Origin of the sequence: Pseudomonas sp. EL_65y_Pfl2_R95, from assembly GCF_963971045.1 — a bacterium.
Lineage (GTDB): Bacteria > Pseudomonadota > Gammaproteobacteria > Pseudomonadales > Pseudomonadaceae > Aquipseudomonas.
The window spans coordinates 147,521-165,424 of record NZ_CAXAOV010000005.1 but is presented as its reverse complement, the minus strand read 5'-3'; the positions used below and the strand labels follow the sequence as shown (position 1 = coordinate 165,424).

The 17,904-nt window shown below is 55.8% G+C and carries 15 protein-coding genes and 1 pseudogene; 8 read left to right on the top strand and 8 right to left on the bottom strand.

Annotated elements, in window-relative coordinates; translation table 11 throughout:
• Positions 1 to 24 precede the first annotated feature (24 nt).
• The 6 genes and pseudogenes from AACY09_RS22085 to AACY09_RS16515 form a co-directional block, all read left to right on the top strand.
• Positions 25 to 1,194 (top strand): annotated as a pseudogene (locus tag AACY09_RS22085) (HAMP domain-containing protein); the annotation flags it as partial.
• Between the two features lie 123 nt (positions 1,195 to 1,317).
• Positions 1,318 to 2,055, top strand: a complete 738-nt coding sequence (locus AACY09_RS22080) for a methyl-accepting chemotaxis protein (RefSeq protein ID WP_445323871.1) — start codon at positions 1,318 to 1,320, stop codon at positions 2,053 to 2,055.
• Positions 2,056 to 2,169: 114 nt separating this feature from the next.
• A complete protein-coding gene (creB, locus tag AACY09_RS16530; RefSeq protein WP_339489550.1) occupies positions 2,170 to 2,862 on the top strand; it encodes a two-component system response regulator CreB in 693 nt (230 codons plus the stop codon).
• 19 nt (positions 2,863 to 2,881) lie between these two features.
• A complete protein-coding gene (creC, locus tag AACY09_RS16525; protein WP_339489549.1) occupies positions 2,882 to 4,309 on the top strand; it encodes a two-component system sensor histidine kinase CreC in 1,428 nt (475 codons plus the stop codon).
• A 90-nt stretch (positions 4,310 to 4,399) separates the two neighbouring features.
• On the top strand, positions 4,400 to 5,752 hold the full coding sequence (creD, locus tag AACY09_RS16520; protein WP_339489548.1) for a cell envelope integrity protein CreD: 1,353 nt from the start codon (positions 4,400 to 4,402) through the stop codon (positions 5,750 to 5,752).
• 46 nt (positions 5,753 to 5,798) lie between these two features.
• Positions 5,799 to 6,101: a hypothetical protein gene (locus AACY09_RS16515; RefSeq protein ID WP_339489547.1), complete on the top strand. Its 303-nt coding sequence runs from the start codon at positions 5,799 to 5,801 to the stop codon at positions 6,099 to 6,101.
• A 209-nt stretch (positions 6,102 to 6,310) separates the two neighbouring features.
• On the opposite strand, the gene AACY09_RS16510 is transcribed toward AACY09_RS16515, so the two are convergent.
• Positions 6,311 to 6,940 carry a glutathione S-transferase family protein gene (locus AACY09_RS16510; protein WP_339489546.1) on the bottom strand — a complete coding sequence of 210 codons (630 nt, stop codon included), beginning with the start codon at positions 6,938 to 6,940 and terminating at the stop codon, positions 6,311 to 6,313.
• A gap of 244 nt (positions 6,941 to 7,184) precedes the next feature.
• Between AACY09_RS16510 and AACY09_RS16505 the strand changes: the two genes are divergently transcribed.
• Complete coding sequence (locus tag AACY09_RS16505) at positions 7,185 to 7,451, top strand: DUF4212 domain-containing protein (protein ID WP_339489545.1); 267 nt, start codon at positions 7,185 to 7,187, stop codon at positions 7,449 to 7,451.
• A 10-nt stretch (positions 7,452 to 7,461) separates the two neighbouring features.
• On the top strand, positions 7,462 to 9,228 hold the full coding sequence (locus AACY09_RS16500; RefSeq protein WP_339489544.1) for a sodium:solute symporter family protein: 1,767 nt from the start codon (positions 7,462 to 7,464) through the stop codon (positions 9,226 to 9,228).
• Positions 9,229 to 9,501: 273 nt separating this feature from the next.
• Here the strand turns inward: AACY09_RS16500 and AACY09_RS16495 are convergent, their stop codons facing one another.
• From AACY09_RS16495 to AACY09_RS16465, 7 genes are all read right to left on the bottom strand, one after another.
• Complete coding sequence (locus tag AACY09_RS16495; RefSeq protein WP_339489543.1) at positions 9,502 to 9,696, bottom strand: hypothetical protein; 195 nt, start codon at positions 9,694 to 9,696, stop codon at positions 9,502 to 9,504.
• Positions 9,693 to 10,823, bottom strand: a complete 1,131-nt coding sequence (locus AACY09_RS16490) for a PepSY-associated TM helix domain-containing protein (RefSeq protein WP_339489542.1) — start codon at positions 10,821 to 10,823, stop codon at positions 9,693 to 9,695. The genes AACY09_RS16495 and AACY09_RS16490 overlap by 4 nt, the downstream gene beginning before the upstream one ends.
• 51 nt (positions 10,824 to 10,874) lie before the next feature.
• The gene (locus AACY09_RS16485; RefSeq protein ID WP_339489541.1) at positions 10,875 to 13,277 is read right to left on the bottom strand and encodes a TonB-dependent receptor; all 2,403 of its coding nucleotides are present in this window, start codon (positions 13,275 to 13,277) and stop codon (positions 10,875 to 10,877) included.
• A gap of 97 nt (positions 13,278 to 13,374) precedes the next feature.
• On the bottom strand, positions 13,375 to 14,358 hold the full coding sequence (locus AACY09_RS16480) for a FecR family protein (protein ID WP_339489540.1): 984 nt from the start codon (positions 14,356 to 14,358) through the stop codon (positions 13,375 to 13,377).
• On the bottom strand, positions 14,355 to 14,873 hold the full coding sequence (locus tag AACY09_RS16475; RefSeq protein ID WP_339489539.1) for a sigma-70 family RNA polymerase sigma factor: 519 nt from the start codon (positions 14,871 to 14,873) through the stop codon (positions 14,355 to 14,357). Before AACY09_RS16475 ends, AACY09_RS16480 begins: the two co-directional genes overlap by 4 nt.
• A 258-nt stretch (positions 14,874 to 15,131) precedes the next feature.
• On the bottom strand, positions 15,132 to 15,839 hold the full coding sequence (locus AACY09_RS16470) for a 3'-5' exonuclease (protein WP_339489538.1): 708 nt from the start codon (positions 15,837 to 15,839) through the stop codon (positions 15,132 to 15,134).
• Entirely contained in the window at positions 15,836 to 17,764 is a 1,929-nt protein-coding gene (locus AACY09_RS16465) for a putative nucleotidyltransferase substrate binding domain-containing protein (protein WP_339489536.1), read from the bottom strand. Before AACY09_RS16465 ends, AACY09_RS16470 begins: the two co-directional genes overlap by 4 nt.
• Between the last annotated feature and the right edge of the window lie 140 nt (positions 17,765 to 17,904).

The window sequence follows — 17,904 nt, the reverse complement described above, 5'->3', positions numbered from 1 at the left end:
CATTAAGTGTTTTGAGGTGTCGTCATGACTGTAGTACTCAAGCCGGGCGTGAGTTTGCTCGAGCGTTTTAGTTTTGCCCGTAAATTTTTGATACTCGCAATCCTGTTCATATTGCCGTTGACGTATGCCTTATGGGCGATATGGTCTGAGCATGTGGCAGGTCAGCGGCTGATTGATAATCAGGTAAAAGGCCTTCACGATATTCATGCATTGGCCCAGGTGCAGCGTGAAGTGTTGGAGCAGCGCACTTTATTGGCGCGTTGGAAAGGCACCGATGAACCTGCCCAAGCATTATTGCGCACCCGCGAAGCTAAGCTTGATGAAGCGCTGAAGCAGGCGACTGAGCAATTGTCGGCCGGCGCCATGTCGAGTCAAGCAACTGAGCTGATGCAAGCGCTCCAGGCCGATCGCAATCGTTTGGCTGTCTCTGAGTTGGGTAGCATTGCGTTACCTGATGCGCTTGAGCGTTACCAAATGAATCTCCAGCACATCACCGCCCTGCGTGAGCAAATTGCTACTGACAGTGGAATGATACTTGACCCTCATCTTGATACTTACCTGATGATGGAGCAGTTGACGTTCACCCTGCCGCGTCTGCTTGAGAACCTCGCCAGCTTTGCCAGTCGCGGTTACGGTGCAGTGGTTTCCGAGCATTTCACCTTGCAGAGCCGCGTGGGGATTCGTGATCTTCGGCGCAGCATTGATGAGTCCAGTGCGCAGCTGCTCAAGGCGCATAACACCCTTGAGCGCACCGCGCCTGACTCGATGAACATTTTGGAGCAGCCGTTCAAGACCGCTGAACAAGGTATAGATCTGTTCTTGAAAGAAATTGACCGGGACATGTTCGACGCCAACCCGATGGCCTTGACCCCAGCGCAGTTTATTCAGCGCATTGAAGCCTTGCAGCAGCACCTGCTCGATCTGCAGGACGCAGAAACCCGGCAATTTGAACAAAGCCAAAAGGGCTATCAGCAGGCCGCTCAACTGCGCATGCTCAATGTTGTCCTGGTATTCGCCTTGCTAACGCTGACCGCACTCTATGGTTTGGTCTGTCTCAACTGGTCGATCCGTCGCAGTGCCAGCGAGATTATTGCGGCCGCACAAGGACTGCGTGATGGCGATTTGCGTGTGCAGATGCAGGTCTATGGCAGAGATGAACTGGCGCAGATCGCTTCAGCGCTGAATACCTCTGTGGATCAACTGCGCGGCTCGCTTCAGGGAGTTAACCATGAAAGCGAGGGCTTGGGTGGCACTGTGCAAGTGCTCAGCCGACAAGCGCAAAATGCCTTGCAGGCGGTTGAGCGCCAGCAGGGACAGATGAGCCAAATCGCTGCGGCTGCCACACAGATGGCGGCCACTGCACAAAGTGTCGCGCAGAGCTGCGAGGAAGCAGCGGTCGAGGCGGTGCAAACCCAGGAAGTGGCCAACCAAAGTAATCAGCGCAGTGAGCGCACCAGTTCCAGCATGCGTCAGCTTAGCGCGCGTCTGGGTGACAGCTCGGCAACCTTGAAACAGTTGCAACAACAAACCGAGCAGATCACCCGGGTTGTCGATGTGATCAAGGGCATTGCCGAGCAGACCAACTTGCTGGCGCTTAATGCGGCAATCGAAGCGGCACGAGCCGGTGAGCAAGGGCGTGGTTTTGCTGTGGTTGCCGATGAAGTCCGTAGCCTGTCGCAGCGCACGCAAAACTCTACAGCTGAAATTGCCCAAACCGTGGCCGACCTGCACAAGGTGGTGGGTGAGTCGGTAAGCATGATGGATCAAGCCGTGGCACAGGCCGAAGGTGATGTCAGCAGTGTGCTGGCGATGAGCGAAGACCTCAGCGGTATTGTCGAATCGGTGCAGCGGGTCAGTGACCGCCTCGCGCAAATCGCCACTGCTGCCGAGGAACAAGCGGCCACCGCGGATGAAGTCAGCGGCAATATCCAGCAGGTTGATCAAGACGCCAGCACCCTGCTTGATGGAGCCCAAGCCGTCAGCCAAGCCTCAGAGCAGTTGCGTTTGGGCAGTGAAGGGCTGGCGCAAAACACTGGCCGCTTTCGTCTCGGCTGACCGGCCATAGCTGCAAGCGGCTCATGCTCGGAGCACCTTGAGCATGTGCCTGCTTGACGCTGCAGGGCGCCTGTCGCAGTCTGCCTGCCGTGAACGAAACGGAAACAGACCCTGATGCCACATATTCTGATTGTTGAAGACGAAGCTGCGATTGCCGATACGCTGATCTATGCCCTGCAATCAGAGGGGTTCACCACCACCTGGCTGGCGCTGGGGCAGGCTGCGCTTGAATCGGTGCAGCAAGCAGAGCCGGATCTGTTGATCCTGGATGTGGGCTTGCCTGATGTCAGTGGTTTTGAGGTGTGCAAGCAGCTGCGCCGGTTATCTGATGTGCCGGTGATTTTCCTCACCGCACGCGATAGCGAAATCGACCGGGTGGTAGGGCTGGAAATTGGCGCTGATGACTATGTGGTCAAGCCTTTTAGCCCACGTGAAGTGGCTGCACGGGTCAAAGCCATTCTCAAGCGTGTGACGCCGCGGGACGTCACAGTCAGCGCCACAGTGCTGCGTTATCACGAGTTTGAGTTGGATGCCCAGCGCGCCCGCGTGTTTTACCTCGGTCAACCCTTGAGCCTGACACGTCATGAGTTCAAGTTGCTCAATGTGCTGCTTGAACAGCCAGAGCGGGTGTTTTCTCGCGAACAATTGCTCGGGGGGCTGGGTGTTGCGGCCGATTCAGGTTATGAGCGCAATATTGACAGTCATATTAAAAGCCTGCGCGCCAAGCTGCGTCAGGTCGATGCCAGTCATGATCCTATCCAGACCCATCGCGGCTTGGGTTATAGCCTCAGATGCGCAGCCCAGTGATGGGTAAAGGTAAACGCTGATGCCCATCGCGATTCGCATTTTTCTCGTGTATTTCCTGTTTGTCGGTTTATCCGGCTGGTTCGTGCTGAGCACGGTGATGGACGAGATTCGCCCTGGTGTGCGCCAGTCAACCGAGGAAACCTTGGTCGACACCGCGAACCTGCTGGCCGAGGTGCTGCGCGAAGATGTACAGGCGGGCAAGCTTAATCAAAGCCGTTGGCCAGAGCTACTTAAGGCCTATGGCGTACGTTCGCCCAGTGCGGATATATGGGGCGTGCAGAAAACCCAGGTGAATCACCGCATTTATGTCACCGATGACAAAGGGATTGTTCTGCTCGATTCGACAGGGCAAGCGGTCGGCGAAGACTATTCGCGCTGGAATGATGTCTATCGAACACTGCATGGCGAATACGGCGCCCGCTCGACCCGCGAAAATCCCGACGATCCGGAAAGCTCGGTAATGTATGTTGCGGCGCCGATCAAAGACGGCAAGCGGATTATCGGCGTGGTGACCGTGGCCAAGCCTAATCAAACCCTGCAGCCTTATATCGAGCGCTCACAACGGCGCTTGTCATGGCTGGGGTATGGGTTGATTGGCCTTGGTTTGCTGGTGGGGGCCATACTGAGCTGGTGGCTGAGTTCATCACTGCGCCAGCTGACGCGCTATGCGCAGGCGGTGAGTGAAGGGCAGCGGGCTGCCCTGCCACGCATGCCGGGTGGCGAGATGACACAACTGGCTTTGGCGGTCGAACGCATGCGCACCGAGCTTGAAGGCAAAGCCTACGTTGAACGGTATGTGCATACACTGACCCACGAATTGAAAAGCCCGCTGGCGGCGATTCGCGGTGCGGCTGAATTGCTGGATGAAGATTTGCCCGACGCTTCGCGCAAACGCTTTATCGCCAATATCAGCCAGGAAAGCACGCGCTTGCAGCAGCTGATCGAGCGGCTTTTGCATTTGGCTCAAGTCGAGCAAATGCAACGATTGGAAGAACGGAGCCAGGTTCCGCTGGCCGAGTTGGTGGACTCACTGATTCAAGCGCAGGCGCCGGCGATTGAGCAGGCCAGTTTGCGCGTTGAAATCACAGTCGCCCCGGATGTCTGCTTGCTCGGTGAGCGCTTTTTGTTGCGCCAGGCCTTGGCCAATATTCTCGATAACGCCTTGGCGTTTGTTCCTGATCAGGGGTTGATTTCGATCAAGGCTGAATATGCTCATCAGGCTGTGCTGATACGCTTTTTCAACCAGGGCGAGGCGATTCCCGACTACGCCCTTGAACGTCTGACAGAACGCTTTTACTCGCTGCCTCGTCCGCAAACCGGGCGTAAAAGTACAGGTCTGGGTTTGAATTTTGTCGAGGAGGTCATCGCGTTGCATGGCGGTCACCTGCACATTGGCAATGTCGAGGGTGGCGTTGAGGTAAGGGTTGAACTCCCGCTCCCCGTCTAAACTCCACAGGCTCTCCATACAGACGCCATAAAGCCACCACATCGGCGGCGCACAGTGCTCTCCATCAACCCCTGCATGGAGAGCTGCACCATGAACCGTCCTTTGTTTTTCAAGTTGGGCACTATCGCCCTGTTAATTGTGCTGTTGCTGGTTCCCTTGTTGATGATCGACAACCTGGTCAGCGACCGGCAGTACCAGCGTGATCGGGTGGTCGCCGACATCGCCCGCAGTTCCAGCTTCGCTCAGCAACTGACTGGCCCCATTCTGATCGTGCCCTACACCCAAGCGATGCGCGGTTGGAAAACCAATAAAAAAACCGGCGAACGCTTCTGGGAAGAATGGAAGGTTCGCGGACGCCTGTATTTTTTGCCCGAGCAGTTCAGCCTCAATGGAACCCTGCGCACAGAGCTGCGCAGCCGTGGCATCTACCAGGCGCGCTTGTATCACAGTGATAACCGCATCACGGGTTCGATCATTCTGCCGGCTAATTATGATGTCAGCGAGAATGTTGCAGACTACAGCTTCGAGCAGCCGTTTCTTTCGGTGGGCATCAGTGATATTCGCGGTATCAACAACGACCTGAAGCTTGAGCTTAACGGCCAACGCCTGAGCTTTCAGCCGGGTAGCAGTGAGCCAATCCTGGGCACTGGCGTGCATGTGCCACTGCCCGGATTGGATGGCGCTAAACCGCAGATCCTCAACTTCGCCTTCGACCTCAAGCTGCAAGGCACCGGTAGCCTGCACGTGACGCCGATTGGCCGTGACAGTGTGCTGGAGTTGTCTTCCGATTGGCCGCACCCAAGTTTCAGCGGGCTTTATCTGCCTACTGAGCGTTCAGTCAGTGCCCAGGGTTTCAAGGCCAAGTGGCACACCAGTTTCTTTGCCACCAACATGGAAGAGATCTTGGCCGGCTGTGGGTCGGGTAGCGAGTGCCGGGAACTGAAGTCACGCACCATGGGGGTGGGCTTTGTCGACCCGGTGGATCACTACCTCAAGGCTGAGCGCTCAATCAAATACGCCATGTTGTTTATCAGCCTGACTTTCGCTGTGTTCTTTCTGTTTGAAGTGCTCAAGCGTATGGCCGTTCATCCGATGCAATACGCCTTGGTTGGCTTGTCGCTGGCATTGTTTTATTTGCTGCTGATCTCACTCTCGGAACACATCGCTTTTGCCTTGGCGTACCTGATCTCGGCCAGCAGCTGTGTGGTCTTGATTAGTTTTTATGTCAGCTACGTTTTGCGCAGTGTCGCCCGGGGTATTGGCTTTGGCTTATTGCTCGGCATGCTCTACGCCATGCTTTATGGCCTGCTCAGCGCAGAAGATTACGCACTGCTGATGGGGTCGATACTGGTCTTCGCCGTGCTCGGCAGCTTTATGGTGCTGACCCGCAACCTCGACTGGTATGGCGTCGGTAAGAGCGCGCTAACCAGCCCTGCCAACTAATCAGCCAGTGGCGCGTGCACTGCGCGCCACTCACGGAGTGCCGAACATGCGAATCTTTATGCGCTTTTCCCTGTGCTGTTTTCTGGGTGCAGTACTGAGTGTTTTGCTGTTGGTTGGGTTGATGTTTGTGGGGCGGTTTGACTTGATCGGTGGCCTGGCAATGACCGGTGTACCACTGGGTTGGCTAAGTCTGAATATTCTCCCTGCCGAGTTTTGGAATGAATTGACCGGGACTACAGATGCCGTTAATAACTCTTCAGTTCAGTCCTTTATGCAGTTGTGCGCCGCACTTGGCCAACTAGCACTGTTGTTGGGCAGCAGCTTTTATTATTACTGGTACCGCACATGAGTGGGCATGTGGGGTTGCGCGAGGATGCGCGTTGCGGCGCCAGGCTGGCACGGCAAATTGCCCACCTTTTCATGCCTTTGTCGAGACGCTTGACTACAGCCCCTCAGGGCTGCAGCGAGACTTACGCAGGGCATTTGGCTGGCGACCACACAACGCCAGCCAGCTGTAAACGGCTTGGCTGATGGACCTGGCTGATCTATGCCATGCACTTATGCCGGCGGCTGACTGTCAAGCATCGACCCACGCTGGCTGGCCTCTGCATACCAGCTTGCCAAACGTGGGAACCGGTTGCGCCAGTCCAACTGAGGCTGGCGGAAGTCAAGGTAGCCCAGGGCGCAGGCAATGCTGATGGAGGCGATATCAAAGCACTGCAACTGGCCGGTATCGGCCTGGGTTTCCAGCTCAGCCAATACCCGTTCGATTTTATCTTGCTGAGCGTTCAGCCACGTCGGCCAGTGCAGGTCTTCAGGGCGCAGAAAGGTTTCGTAGCGGATCAAAATGGCCGCATCGAGAACTGCATCTGCCAGTGAGGCCAGCGACAGGCGCTTCCAGCGATTTGCGCCGTCACGGGGGATCAGTGGCTCGCCACTGTGTTGGTGGTCGAGGTAGTCAAGAATTACCCGGCTGTCATGCAAGGTATCGCCATTGGCCAATTCCAGCGCAGGAATCTTTCCGGCGGGATTGCGCGCAATCACTTCGCCACTGGGTGACACCGGGCTTAGCTGAACATCGAACAGTTCGACTGTCGGTAGTTGCCCTGTCTCATGCAGGAGCACAAGCACCTTGCGCGCGAAGGGAGAGGCTGGTGAGTAAAACAGAGTCATGTTCTTGCTGGGCATGGGGCTGTTTCCAACATTTTGAGGGGTGCGTCACGTTAACGGCTTATTTCGATTTGCCGAGCAGTATACGACCTTGGTCGCGGGTCGCCAGTGCTACTGGCGGGGCACCATGCTCCAGGCCCTGTAAACAGTGAGGTGCAGTGCACAGCCCGATTGCACTCGACCAAAGTCTGACTGGCGCTTGCGCTATGGGCTGCTAAGTTGCAGGTGTCATAACAACAAAAACAATTGAGGAGAACCTCACATGTCTGCGTCTAAGCAAGAGGCTGCGAAAGCCTATTGGAAAGATAACTTACGGCTGATGTTGACGCTGTTGGTTATCTGGTTCGTGGTTTCATTCGGCTGCGGTATTTTGTTCGTTGATGAACTCAATACCATTCAGTTCTTCGGCTTCCCCCTGGGTTTCTGGTTTGCCCAGCAAGGATCTATCTACGTGTTTGTACTGATGATTTTCTTCTACGTGTGGAAGATGAATCAATACGACCGCAAACACGACGTCCACGAAGAATAAGGCGCCGATAATGGATACCCAAACTCTGATTTATCTGTTTGTCGGTGCAACCTTTGCGTTGTATATCGGCATCGCTATCTGGACCCGTGCCGGGTCTACCAGCGAATACTACGTCGCCAGCAAAGGCGTTCACCCGATTCTCAACGGTATGGCTACAGGCGCTGACTGGATGTCGGCAGCGTCGTTTATTTCGATGGCGGGGATTATCTCCTTCACCGGTTTCGACGGTAGCGTTTACCTGATGGGTTGGACCGGTGGTTACGTACTCCTGGCCATGTGCCTGGCACCGTACCTGCGCAAGTTCGGCAAATTCACCGTGCCTGAGTTTATCGGCGAGCGTTACTACTCGCAGACGGCTCGTGTGGTGGCGGTTATTTGCGTGATCTTTATCTCCTTCACCTACGTTGCCGGCCAAATGCGCGGCGTTGGTATCGTCTTCTCGCGTTATTTGGAAGTCGATATCAACACCGGTGTAATCATCGGCATGTGCATTGTGTTCTTCTACTCCGTACTCGGCGGCATGAAGGGCATCACCTACACCCAGGTAGCGCAATACTGTGTGATGATCTTCGCCTACATGGTGCCAGCGATCTATATCTCGATGTTGATCACCGGCAATCCAATCCCGCAGCTGGGCTTTGGTAGCGAAGTGACAGGTACTGGCCAATCGGTTCTGGAACGTCTTAACGGTCTGGGCACTGAACTGGGCTTCGGCGTTTACACCGATGGCAGCAAGTCGACTATCGACGTCTTCTTCATCACCATGGCGCTGATGGTAGGTACTGCGGGATTGCCGCACGTAATTGTGCGCTTCTTCACCACCCCGACTGTGCGTGCTGCGCGTCAATCTGCAGGTTATGCACTGTTATTCATTGCCATTCTCTACACCACTGCTCCTGCAGTTGCGGCGTTTGCGCGTACCAACCTGTTGACCACCATTCCTGGCGTTGAATACGCCAACGCACCTGAGTGGGTGAAAAACTGGGAGAAATCGGGCCTGATTGCTTGGCTGGATAAAAACGGTGACGGCAAAATTCAGTACGGCCCTGGCGCTCCATTTGCCGGCGCACCTACCTTCGCTGCTGAAGCCGGTGCTCATGGTGAACGTCAGGTCACCAATGCCCCAACCGATGTTGCGACTGAGCTCTACGTTGACCGTGACATCATGGTGTTGGCAAACCCGGAAATCGCCAATCTCCCAGGCTGGGTTATCGCGCTGATTGCGGCGGGTGGTTTGGCTGCTGCACTGTCGACTGCCGCTGGTTTGCTGTTGGTTATTTCGACCTCGATTTCCCATGACTTGCTGAAAAGCAACATCATGCCGAACATCAGCGAGAAGAACGAACTGCTGGCCGCCCGTATCGCTGCAGGTGTTGCGGTCATCGTGGCGGGCTTGTTCGGGATTTACCCTCCAGCGTTTGTGGCGCAGGTGGTGGCCTTTGCCTTCGGTCTTGCTGCGGCATCGTTCTTCCCTGCCATCGTCATGGGGATTTTCTCCAAGAAGATGAACAAGGAAGGCGCGATCGCCGGTATGGTTGTGGGCCTGGTCTTCACCTTCAGCTACATCGTGTACTTCAAGTTCATTGATCCGACTGCAGGTGCCGCTGACTGGTGGTTTGGTATCTCGCCAGAAGGCATCGGTACCTTGGGTATGATCTTCAACTTCGTGGTGGCTGTAGCTGTAGCTTCGGTTACCAGCGCTCCACCAGAGCGTATCCAGCACTTGATCGAAGACATCCGTATCCCACGTGGTGCGGGCGCGGCAATCGATCACTAAGCGGTACTAGCGGTAGCGCACGCCCTTGGTTTTGGGCGTGCGACAAACAAAAATCCGGCGCCTGTGAGGGCGCCGGATTTTTTTATGCCGGGGCATAAAGCGGAGCTTCTCCGCCGTTATGTGGACAACTCGACGGAGATTTGTGGCTGTAAATGGTGGGTTCGTAGGGTGTGACAACGCGAAGCTTGTCCACCATGGATCAAGCGACGAGGTGCCTGATCATTGGTAAATAGTTAGGGTTTTTACGGTGTTTGCGGGTAAATGAAAAAGGCGTCATCCACCCCGGCGAGCGGACGGTTTTCGTGGGCGAAATACGAGCGGCCAGCAGCCGAGTAATGAGGGAATACCCAAGCCGAGCCATGCGACCCAATCCCACAGGCCATCGCCGAGCAGGGCGCAAAACAGACCCAGCAAACTGAGCAGCCCAATGACCAGCGGGATGGCAAAGGTCGATTGGCGCCAACTCATACCGCCACCTCTTTACCAACTGGGCGTGAGGCCGAGCCGTAGCGGCGCACCCACCACAGATACAGGCCGCTGATCAGCACAATAATGGTCAGCACATCGAGCACTGCCCAGAAGATCTGCATCGGCCGTCCACCGTAGTCACCGAAGTGCAGGGGTTGCGACATCGACAAGGCATCCATGTACCAGGGGCGCTGCGCGACTGCAGTGACCTCAAGGGTGCGCGCATCGATCAATACGGGCGTCCACAGGTGCGCCGTGAGATGGGTGGTGCCTTTCATAAACACGCTGTAATGGTGCTCGCTTGAAAAGCGGGTTCCGGGGAATGCGATAAAGTCAGGCTGCATGCCGGGCGCCGCTTGCCGGGCGATGCTGATCAAGTTATCTGCTGATGCGCGATCCGTCAGTGGCGGTGCATTTCGATAAGGCTCCACCAGTGCGCTCAAGGCGTCATTGCGCCAGGCACCGATCAAGATATCGGCGCATGCACTGATAACCCCTGTGGTGCCAACCACGATGGCCCACGTCAGGGTGACGATGCCTATCAGGTTATGCAGATCAAGCCAGCGTGCCCGAGTGGATTTATGATGACGCACGGTGGCGAAGTCGAGGCGGCGCATAAAGGGGGAATAGAGCACCGCCCCGGAGACGCAGGCGACCACAAACAGCAACCCCATAAACGCCAGCAGCAGTTTGCCGGGCAAACCGGCGAACATGTCCACGTGCAATCGCAGGATAAACATCAACACTCCGCCGTTGGCAGCTGGCATTGCCACGGCTTCACCCGTGCGCGCATCGAGCATAAAGGTGTGCGATGAGTTGGGCTCGGTACCTGCGGTAGCTGCAGTAATGGCAATTACGCCATTGCTGTCATCTTCGTCGTAACCAATGTATTGAATGACTTCACCGGGACGGCTGCTTTCAGCCTTCTCAACCAACTGCTGCAAGTTGAGCTGCGGCGTATCCGCTGGCATTTCCCGCAGTTCAGGCGCCTCGCCGAGCAGGTGCTCCAGCTCATGGTGGAAAATCAGCGGTAGGCCGGTCAACGCCAACAGCAAGAGAAAAGCGGTGCAGATCAAGCTGGTCCACGTGTGGATTTGTGACCAGCGTTTAATGGTGGTGCTACGCATAACGGGGGTCCATCAAAAAATGCGGCCAGTGGCTGCTGGCCGCCACTCGGATCAGAATTCCAGCTGAGCCGAGAAGGTCAAGGTGCGTGGCGCTCCGAGGTAATAGCTGCTCAGCCAGTACTCTTTGTCGGCCAGGTTGCTGACATTGGCGCGCAGGGTCAGGTTGCTGTCATCGGACACCGCTGTGCGGTAACGCATGCCTGCGTCAAAGGTGGTCACTGAGGGTAAGCTGTGGTTGTTGGCTTCGTCGGTGTAGATTTTGCCTGTGTAATAGGCACCTCCGGTCAAGGCCACGCCCGGCAGTCCACTTAGCTCGTATTCGTTATAGAGCTTGGCAAATTGGCTGGCGACATTGGTTGGCTTTTGGCCTTCGCTGTCTGCATTGCCTGAGTCTTTCACCTTTGGATCAAGCAGTGTCAGACCACCTACTACGGTCCACTGTGGAAGAACCTTACCGGTAATGCCGAATTCAACACCGCGGTTTTCCTGCTGGCCGTCAGCAGTGAAAATGCCTTGGCTATTGGTGTAGCTGTTGGGCTTTTCGATATTGAACAGGGCCATGGTCAGCAGGGTTTCGCCAACGGTAGCCTTTACGCCCAATTCATATTGTTCGCTGACCTGAGGCGCCAATGCCTGACCGGCGTTTAGCGCGGTATTGGGTGCGATACCGCCGTTCTCCAGACCTTCAATGTAGCTGGCGTAGGTGGTTAACCACGGCAGCGGTTTGTAGATAAGCGAGATATTGGGTGTGGTCTCGCTTTCTTTGTAGGTGCTTGCGGTTTCTGGATAACCAAACGGGCCGGCAAAGACGAAGTCGTTGCTGTAGGTCTCGATCGTGCTATGGGTCAGGCCGAGGATGGTCGACCACTGCTCGTTGAAGGTGATGATGTCACCGATAAGAAAGTTGTCGCTCTGGGTGCGACTGGACAAGCGTTGGTCACCGTTGCCAATGCTGTAATCCGGTTTGTCTACCTGCGGATGTTGATTGAAAGGCAGATCGGGCGTCACGGAACCATACTGCGGCCCAGGGTAAGGGATGTGATCTTCGTAGCTGCGTTCGCGCGAAACATTGCCTTGGTAGCCCATGGTCACTTTATGGCCGATGCTGCCAGTGTTAAAGACTGAGTCGAGAAACAAATAACCCGAGGTTTCCTCGGTTTCAACTGGGGCGAAGGCATATAGGGGCTGGGTGTAGACATTGGCATTGTTAACGGTTGGACCCGTGTAGGTGTACTCATTTTCATACTCGGTGTACGCCAATGCACCGCGCAATGTGAAGCTGTCATTGAGGCGCCAGTTGAAGCGGCTACCCACACGGTCATGCTCGCTGTCAGAAAAGGCCCAGCGCTGGCTGTACAGTTTGTCATTGTCGAGCTTGTCAGCATCCGGGCGCAGACCTTGGTCGGCGAAATACCAATAGCTGGTCAGACCGCGGGTTTCGCTTTTCTTGTGCGAGGCATCGAACTGGATCAGAAGGTCGTCGCTGACGTTCCAGTCAAGCGCCAGAGAAATCATCTCGCGACGGTTTTTTTGCATGTCGATTGCCGTCTCGCCATCCTGGGTCAAGACATTGAGGCGATAAGCAAATACCCCGGCGTCATCGATTGTGCCGCCGAAGTCGCCGTGTAAGTAGTAGTTCTCCCCGCCAGCGTTGCCGAGCGTGACGCTGTTATAACGCTGGTAAGTCGGGCGTTTGAGTACATAGTTAACCAGGCCGCCCGGGCTTGCAGGGCCATACAGAAAGCCGCTGAGACCGGTGAGAATCTCTAGCTGCTCCATTTCTTCAACATAGTTGCCGCTGTCATAACCGTTGCTAAAGCGCAGGCCATCGTTGGCCAGGCTCAGGTTGCCGGAGCTGCTGAAGCCACGCATGCTCACTGAGCTGGCGTAGCCTGCTGAGTCTGGCGATGTGAACTGAGTCGATGGGTTGAGCTTGTAGACATCATCCATCGAGGTCGCCTGGATGTTCTTCAGTAGATCACTGCTGATCACGCTGACTGAGTAAGGCGCATCACGCAGGGACATGCCGCCCAGTGCGCCAATGTTTTGGACTGACTCGTTGCGGTAGCCGTCTGCTTCGCTGCCGGCGGTGAGCTGGGTGCCAATCACTGTAGCGTCAGGCAATGCCGCCGCGGAGGCGTCGCTGGTTACTGATTTGAGGCTATAGCTGCCCGCGCTGTTGCGTTCTAACTGCAAGCCACTGCCTTGCAGGGCCGCTTCGAGGGCTTGAGTGGCTTCTAAATCGCCTTCAACGGGTTGCGAGATCTTATTCGCAGTCAGTTTTGGGTCAATGCTCAGGGCTATTCCGGATTGCGCAGCAATGCTGTTGAGTGTGCTGGCCAGCGGTCCAGCAGGCAGTTGGTAGGTTTCGGCTTTAACCGCTTCTGCGGCCCCGCTTAAGGTGATCGCAGCCAGCAACAGGCTTGGGCGCAAGCGTGAAGGGGATAGTGGCATTGTGAATTGCTCCCAAAGGATAATATGTATCATTACCTTATTGCCGAAGCAGATTCGAAAAGTGACAGGGCTTGGTTAAATTATTTTTTTCAGCTGCTTATTCAGTGTCTTTTTCCGCCAGTTTTGCTGCGGGCACGACACGGACCCACCACTTGCTGTGTTCCTCGATGCGCACCGGCAGACTCGGCGGCAAGGTTGCCAGTGCGAGGTCGCTGTTGTTCAAGGGAAAACTGCCGCTGATACGCAGATCGGCGAGTTCAGGGGCCAGGCTCAAATAACCGCTGCGGTACTGAGCGAGGGTGGCAATCAGATCAGCCAAGCGCTGGTTTTCAACCACCAGCATGCCATGCACCCAGGCATCTGCGGCCATTGGCGCGGTGCCTGTCTGGCTCAAGCCTTGGCCGGTAATCAGCACTTGTTGGCCGGCGTTGATGATGCGCCGGTCCCGGTCCCGGCCTTGCGCTGGTGCGGCCGCCACTGCTGATTTCAAGACGACCAGGCGGGTAGTGTGCGCTGACTCGCGGACCAAAAATCGCGTGCCGAGTGCTTGCATGCTGCCTTGGGCAGTCTCGACGATAAAGGGGCGTGTGTCTCCATGGGCGGTTTCCACCAGAATCTCACCGCTGCGCAGGACCAAGCGCCGCTCGCTGGCACTGAACTCGATGTCCACCGCTGTGCGGCTGTTCAGGCGCAGCATACTGTTGTCGTCGAGCCTGACTTGCAGTTGCTCGCCGCTCGCGGTGGTTTGATCTGCAAACCAATCGCTCAGTGGTCGTTGCTGATTAGCTAAGCCCAAGGCCAGCACTGCAAGCAGGGCGATACTTAGCACTGACCGGATCTTGCTGGTTTTAACCGAGCGGGCTGGCGGGTCCTTGATCAAGGCTGCGCGCACCAAGGGGGAGGCATCACGGCCAAAATCTTGTTCTATTTGCTCCAGTCGGGCCCATGCTTGAGCATGTTCAGGGGCTGCTCGCAGCCACGCCTGAAAACCTTTGTGGTGAGCCGGATCGATTTCTTCAGCGCTGAACTTAAGCCGCCAGTGGATAGCCCGGTCCAGCACCGCGCGGCTGATATCACTCACTCTGGTGCGCCGTAGCGGGCGATGTAGCACTGGCGCAGGGCCTGAGCCAAGTATTGGCGCACCCGTGAAACCGAGACGTTTAGTTTCTGGGCAATCTCATGCTGTTTCAGGCCATCAATTTGGCTGTAGAGAAACGCCGCCCGTGCATTGGCCGAGAGTTCGCCCAGTAATTGGTCGATCCGCATCAAGGCTTCGAGGGTTATTTGCTGCTGCTCGGGGTTTGGCTGCAGTGGTTCAGGCAATTGCGCCAGTTCAGCGAGATACGCTTGCTCCAGGCGTTTGCGCCGGTGCTGATCAATCAATAAGCCTTTGGCGATGGTCGTCAGCAGTGCACGGGGTTCGTTGGGCGCGAAGAGGTCTGAGCGTCCGAGCAGGCGCACAAAGGTGTCCTGACTGATGTCTTCGGCACGTTCGGGGCAATTGAGGCTTTTGCGTAACCAGCCGAATAACCAGTCACGGTGGTCACGATAAAGCACGCCCACCTGGTGATGGTTAATAGAATTTCCGGAGGTCACGCCAATTGCTCTGTTAGCTAAATAGAAAATACATCGAGAATTATTCGCATATATTCGCAAGAATCCCCAGTGTCGCGCAATCTCCCCTGAGCAAAAGGCAGATCAGTGGTCACATTGCGTGTGCCGCCGAACTGACTGACGCAAATGTGGGGGCTGTGAGGTGCGCAAGACTGCTGGCAGACACTCTTGAGATCGAGCTGGGTTATGCCTTGCCGTTGCGAGACATCGACTCGGGGCCAATCATGGTCTCTGAGGCCGCTAAAGCGAGTGCTTACGCGGTCGTCGGCTCCATTGGTCAAGCCGCTGTTGCAGGGTTAGCAGATTATCGAGCTTTTGTTGGCGGGCCTTGCTGAACATGATCAAGCCCAGCTCTGCGGTGGCCAATGCATCGGCGCTGGCGTTATGGCGTTGCTGTACCTGCAAGCCAAAGTGTTTTATCCAGTCATCCAGCCCGGCGCGTTCCAACGAGGCGTCTGGGCATAGCAGTGGCGCAAGCTGGGCGACGTCAAAGAAATTGTGCTGCAGACGGTACCCCAGGCTTTGCTTGAGCGCCCGGCTGAGCATGCGTTGGTCAAAGGCGGCATGAAATGCCAGCAGCGGGCTGTCACCGACAAACTCCATAAAATCCAGCAGCGCTTGCGCCGGTTCAACGCCAGCAGCGATTACGCTGGGTGCCAAACCGTGAATCAACACGCTGGCGCTGACTTTATGGTTCTCGCGTAACAAAGTGCATTCAAACTGCTGTGAGAGGTCGATGGCGCCGTTTTCAATTACCAAGGCGCCAATCGCGATCAGTTCGTCGCGCTTGAGGTTCAAACCCGTGGTTTCTACATCCACGACCACCATGCGCTGCTGGTTGAGCGCAGTCGTGTCGAGCGCTGCAGCAGCAGGTAGTTGTTCCAGTCGCCTTTGTTGATCTGCATTTAATTGGGCGCAGCGGCCGCTCAGCCAAGTCAGTGCATTCATAATTGATAGCGTAGCGCCAAGCTGGTTTGCAGGCGCTTAGCCTGACGAAAAGACTCACGCAGGATGCGCCGGTCAAGATGGTTGAGGTCGTCTGGGTCAATTCGATTGGAGTAGGGCAAGCCTTGTTTGGCCTGCTGTTGATGATGCTGCATGCGGGTTTGCTGAATAAAGTGGTAGGCCTCTTCATACGCCGCACCATCTTGCTTATCGATGACCCCTCTGGCGGCTAGGCTTTGCAGGCGTTCAAGGGTGTTGCTGTCTTCGATGCCATTGGCCAGGGCCAGAACTCTGGCGCCATCGACAAAGGGGGTTAAGCCCTGAACTTTCAGGTCTAAGGTATCTTTCTCGTTGCCTTTGCGGGCCACTACAAAGTCGCGGAATAGACCTACAGGTGGGCGCTGGCGCAGGGCATTTTCAGCAAGCATGCGTTGGCTCAAGGTGTTCTCGGAAAACTGTTTCAGCAGTTCGCTGCGCAGATGGACACAGCCTTGCGGATCGCCCCATACCACCCGTAAATCAAAATAGATGGAGGCGCTGAGCAGGTTCTCAGGCGTTGCCTCGTTAATAAAACTATTGAAGCGTTGCGACCATTCCTGTTGCGACAAACAAAGCTGAGGATTGCCCGCCATTATGTTGCCTTTGCACAGGGTAAATCCGCACTGGGCCAAATGCAGGTTGATCGCATGGGCAAGCGGTAGCAGCAACTGACGTTTGGCTTGCGCATCGGCTGAATTCTGCGCGGCAAACATAATGCCGTTGTCCTGATCAGTCAGCAGCGTTTGCTCACGACGTCCTTCGCTGCCAAAGCACAGCCAAGTGAACTCAATACCCGGATCGCCTAACTGATCAATAGTCAGCTCAATCACCCGGCAAACGGTGTGGTCGTTGAGTTGTGTGATCAGTTGGGTTATCTGCGTTGAGCTCGCGCCGTGAGCCAACATCCGATCAACCAACTGTTGAATGTTGGTACGTAAACTCACCAGCGTTTCCAGTTTGTTGGCATTGCGAATGCTGCGTGCCAAGTACACCAGATCAACCCGCTGCAGCGAGAATAAGTCCCGTTCCGAGACCACTGCGCTCAACTGACCATGTTCCACCACGCAGACGTGGGCGATGTTGCGCTCTGTCATGGCAATGGCAGCATCAAAGGTGCTGGCGCTCGCGGGTAAGTGGAAGGGTTTAGCGGTCATTAATTGTTCGATTGGCAATTCCAACGAGCTGCCATCGGCGATCACTCGCCTTAAATCACGCAGGGTAAAAATACCCAGCGGCTGCAGGCGAGGATTGACGATGACAATGCTGCCCACGTGCTGATCATGCATCAGTTTTACCGCTTCACGTACGCTGGTATCCGGTGCACAACTAACGGGTTTACGCAGCAGTCGCTCGCTGAGTTTGCTGTCCAGCGAGTATTGCGCGCCAAGGGATTGCGCGGCGCGCTGCTGGACCTGTTGATTGACTTGATCAAGCAGGCTACTAACACCGCGCAAGGCAAAGTCACGAAAAGGTGTGGAGCGCTCGAAAAGCTGGCTGAAGCAGGTTTTGCGTAACAGCAAACAAAAGCTGTCCTGTGCGGCGAAGTGCTCGGTGCGCGTGGCGCGATCGCCAATCAGTGCCGAAAGTGGGAAACACTCACCCGTGGTGATCTCAAAGGTGCTTTCGTCCTTGGCGTATTCAGCACCTGAGCGCGTGCCACGGATAAGCCCTTGCTTGACGATATAAAAAAACTCGACCGGGCCGTCGCTGGGCTTGAGGATGCTTTCACCTTGGCTGTAAAAGCGCAGCTGGCAATGTTCTACCAGATAGGTGAGTTGCGACAGGTCCATTTGCTTGAAAGGCGGGAATTTCTGCAGGAACTCAACAGTGCCGTGGATGTTCTGCGCCACCGCGGTTTTGCCTGCCTGTTCGAATGCGTCGTCCGCCATACCTGTACGCCTTGTTTTTTGCATGGTGCAATGTCAGGCGTTATGCGCCCATTGGACGTAAGTCTAGTCGCCAGAGCAAGGAAGCAAGGCAGAGGGGCACTGATGTAGAGGCAAAGGTGCGTGAGGGGTATCTCATTCAC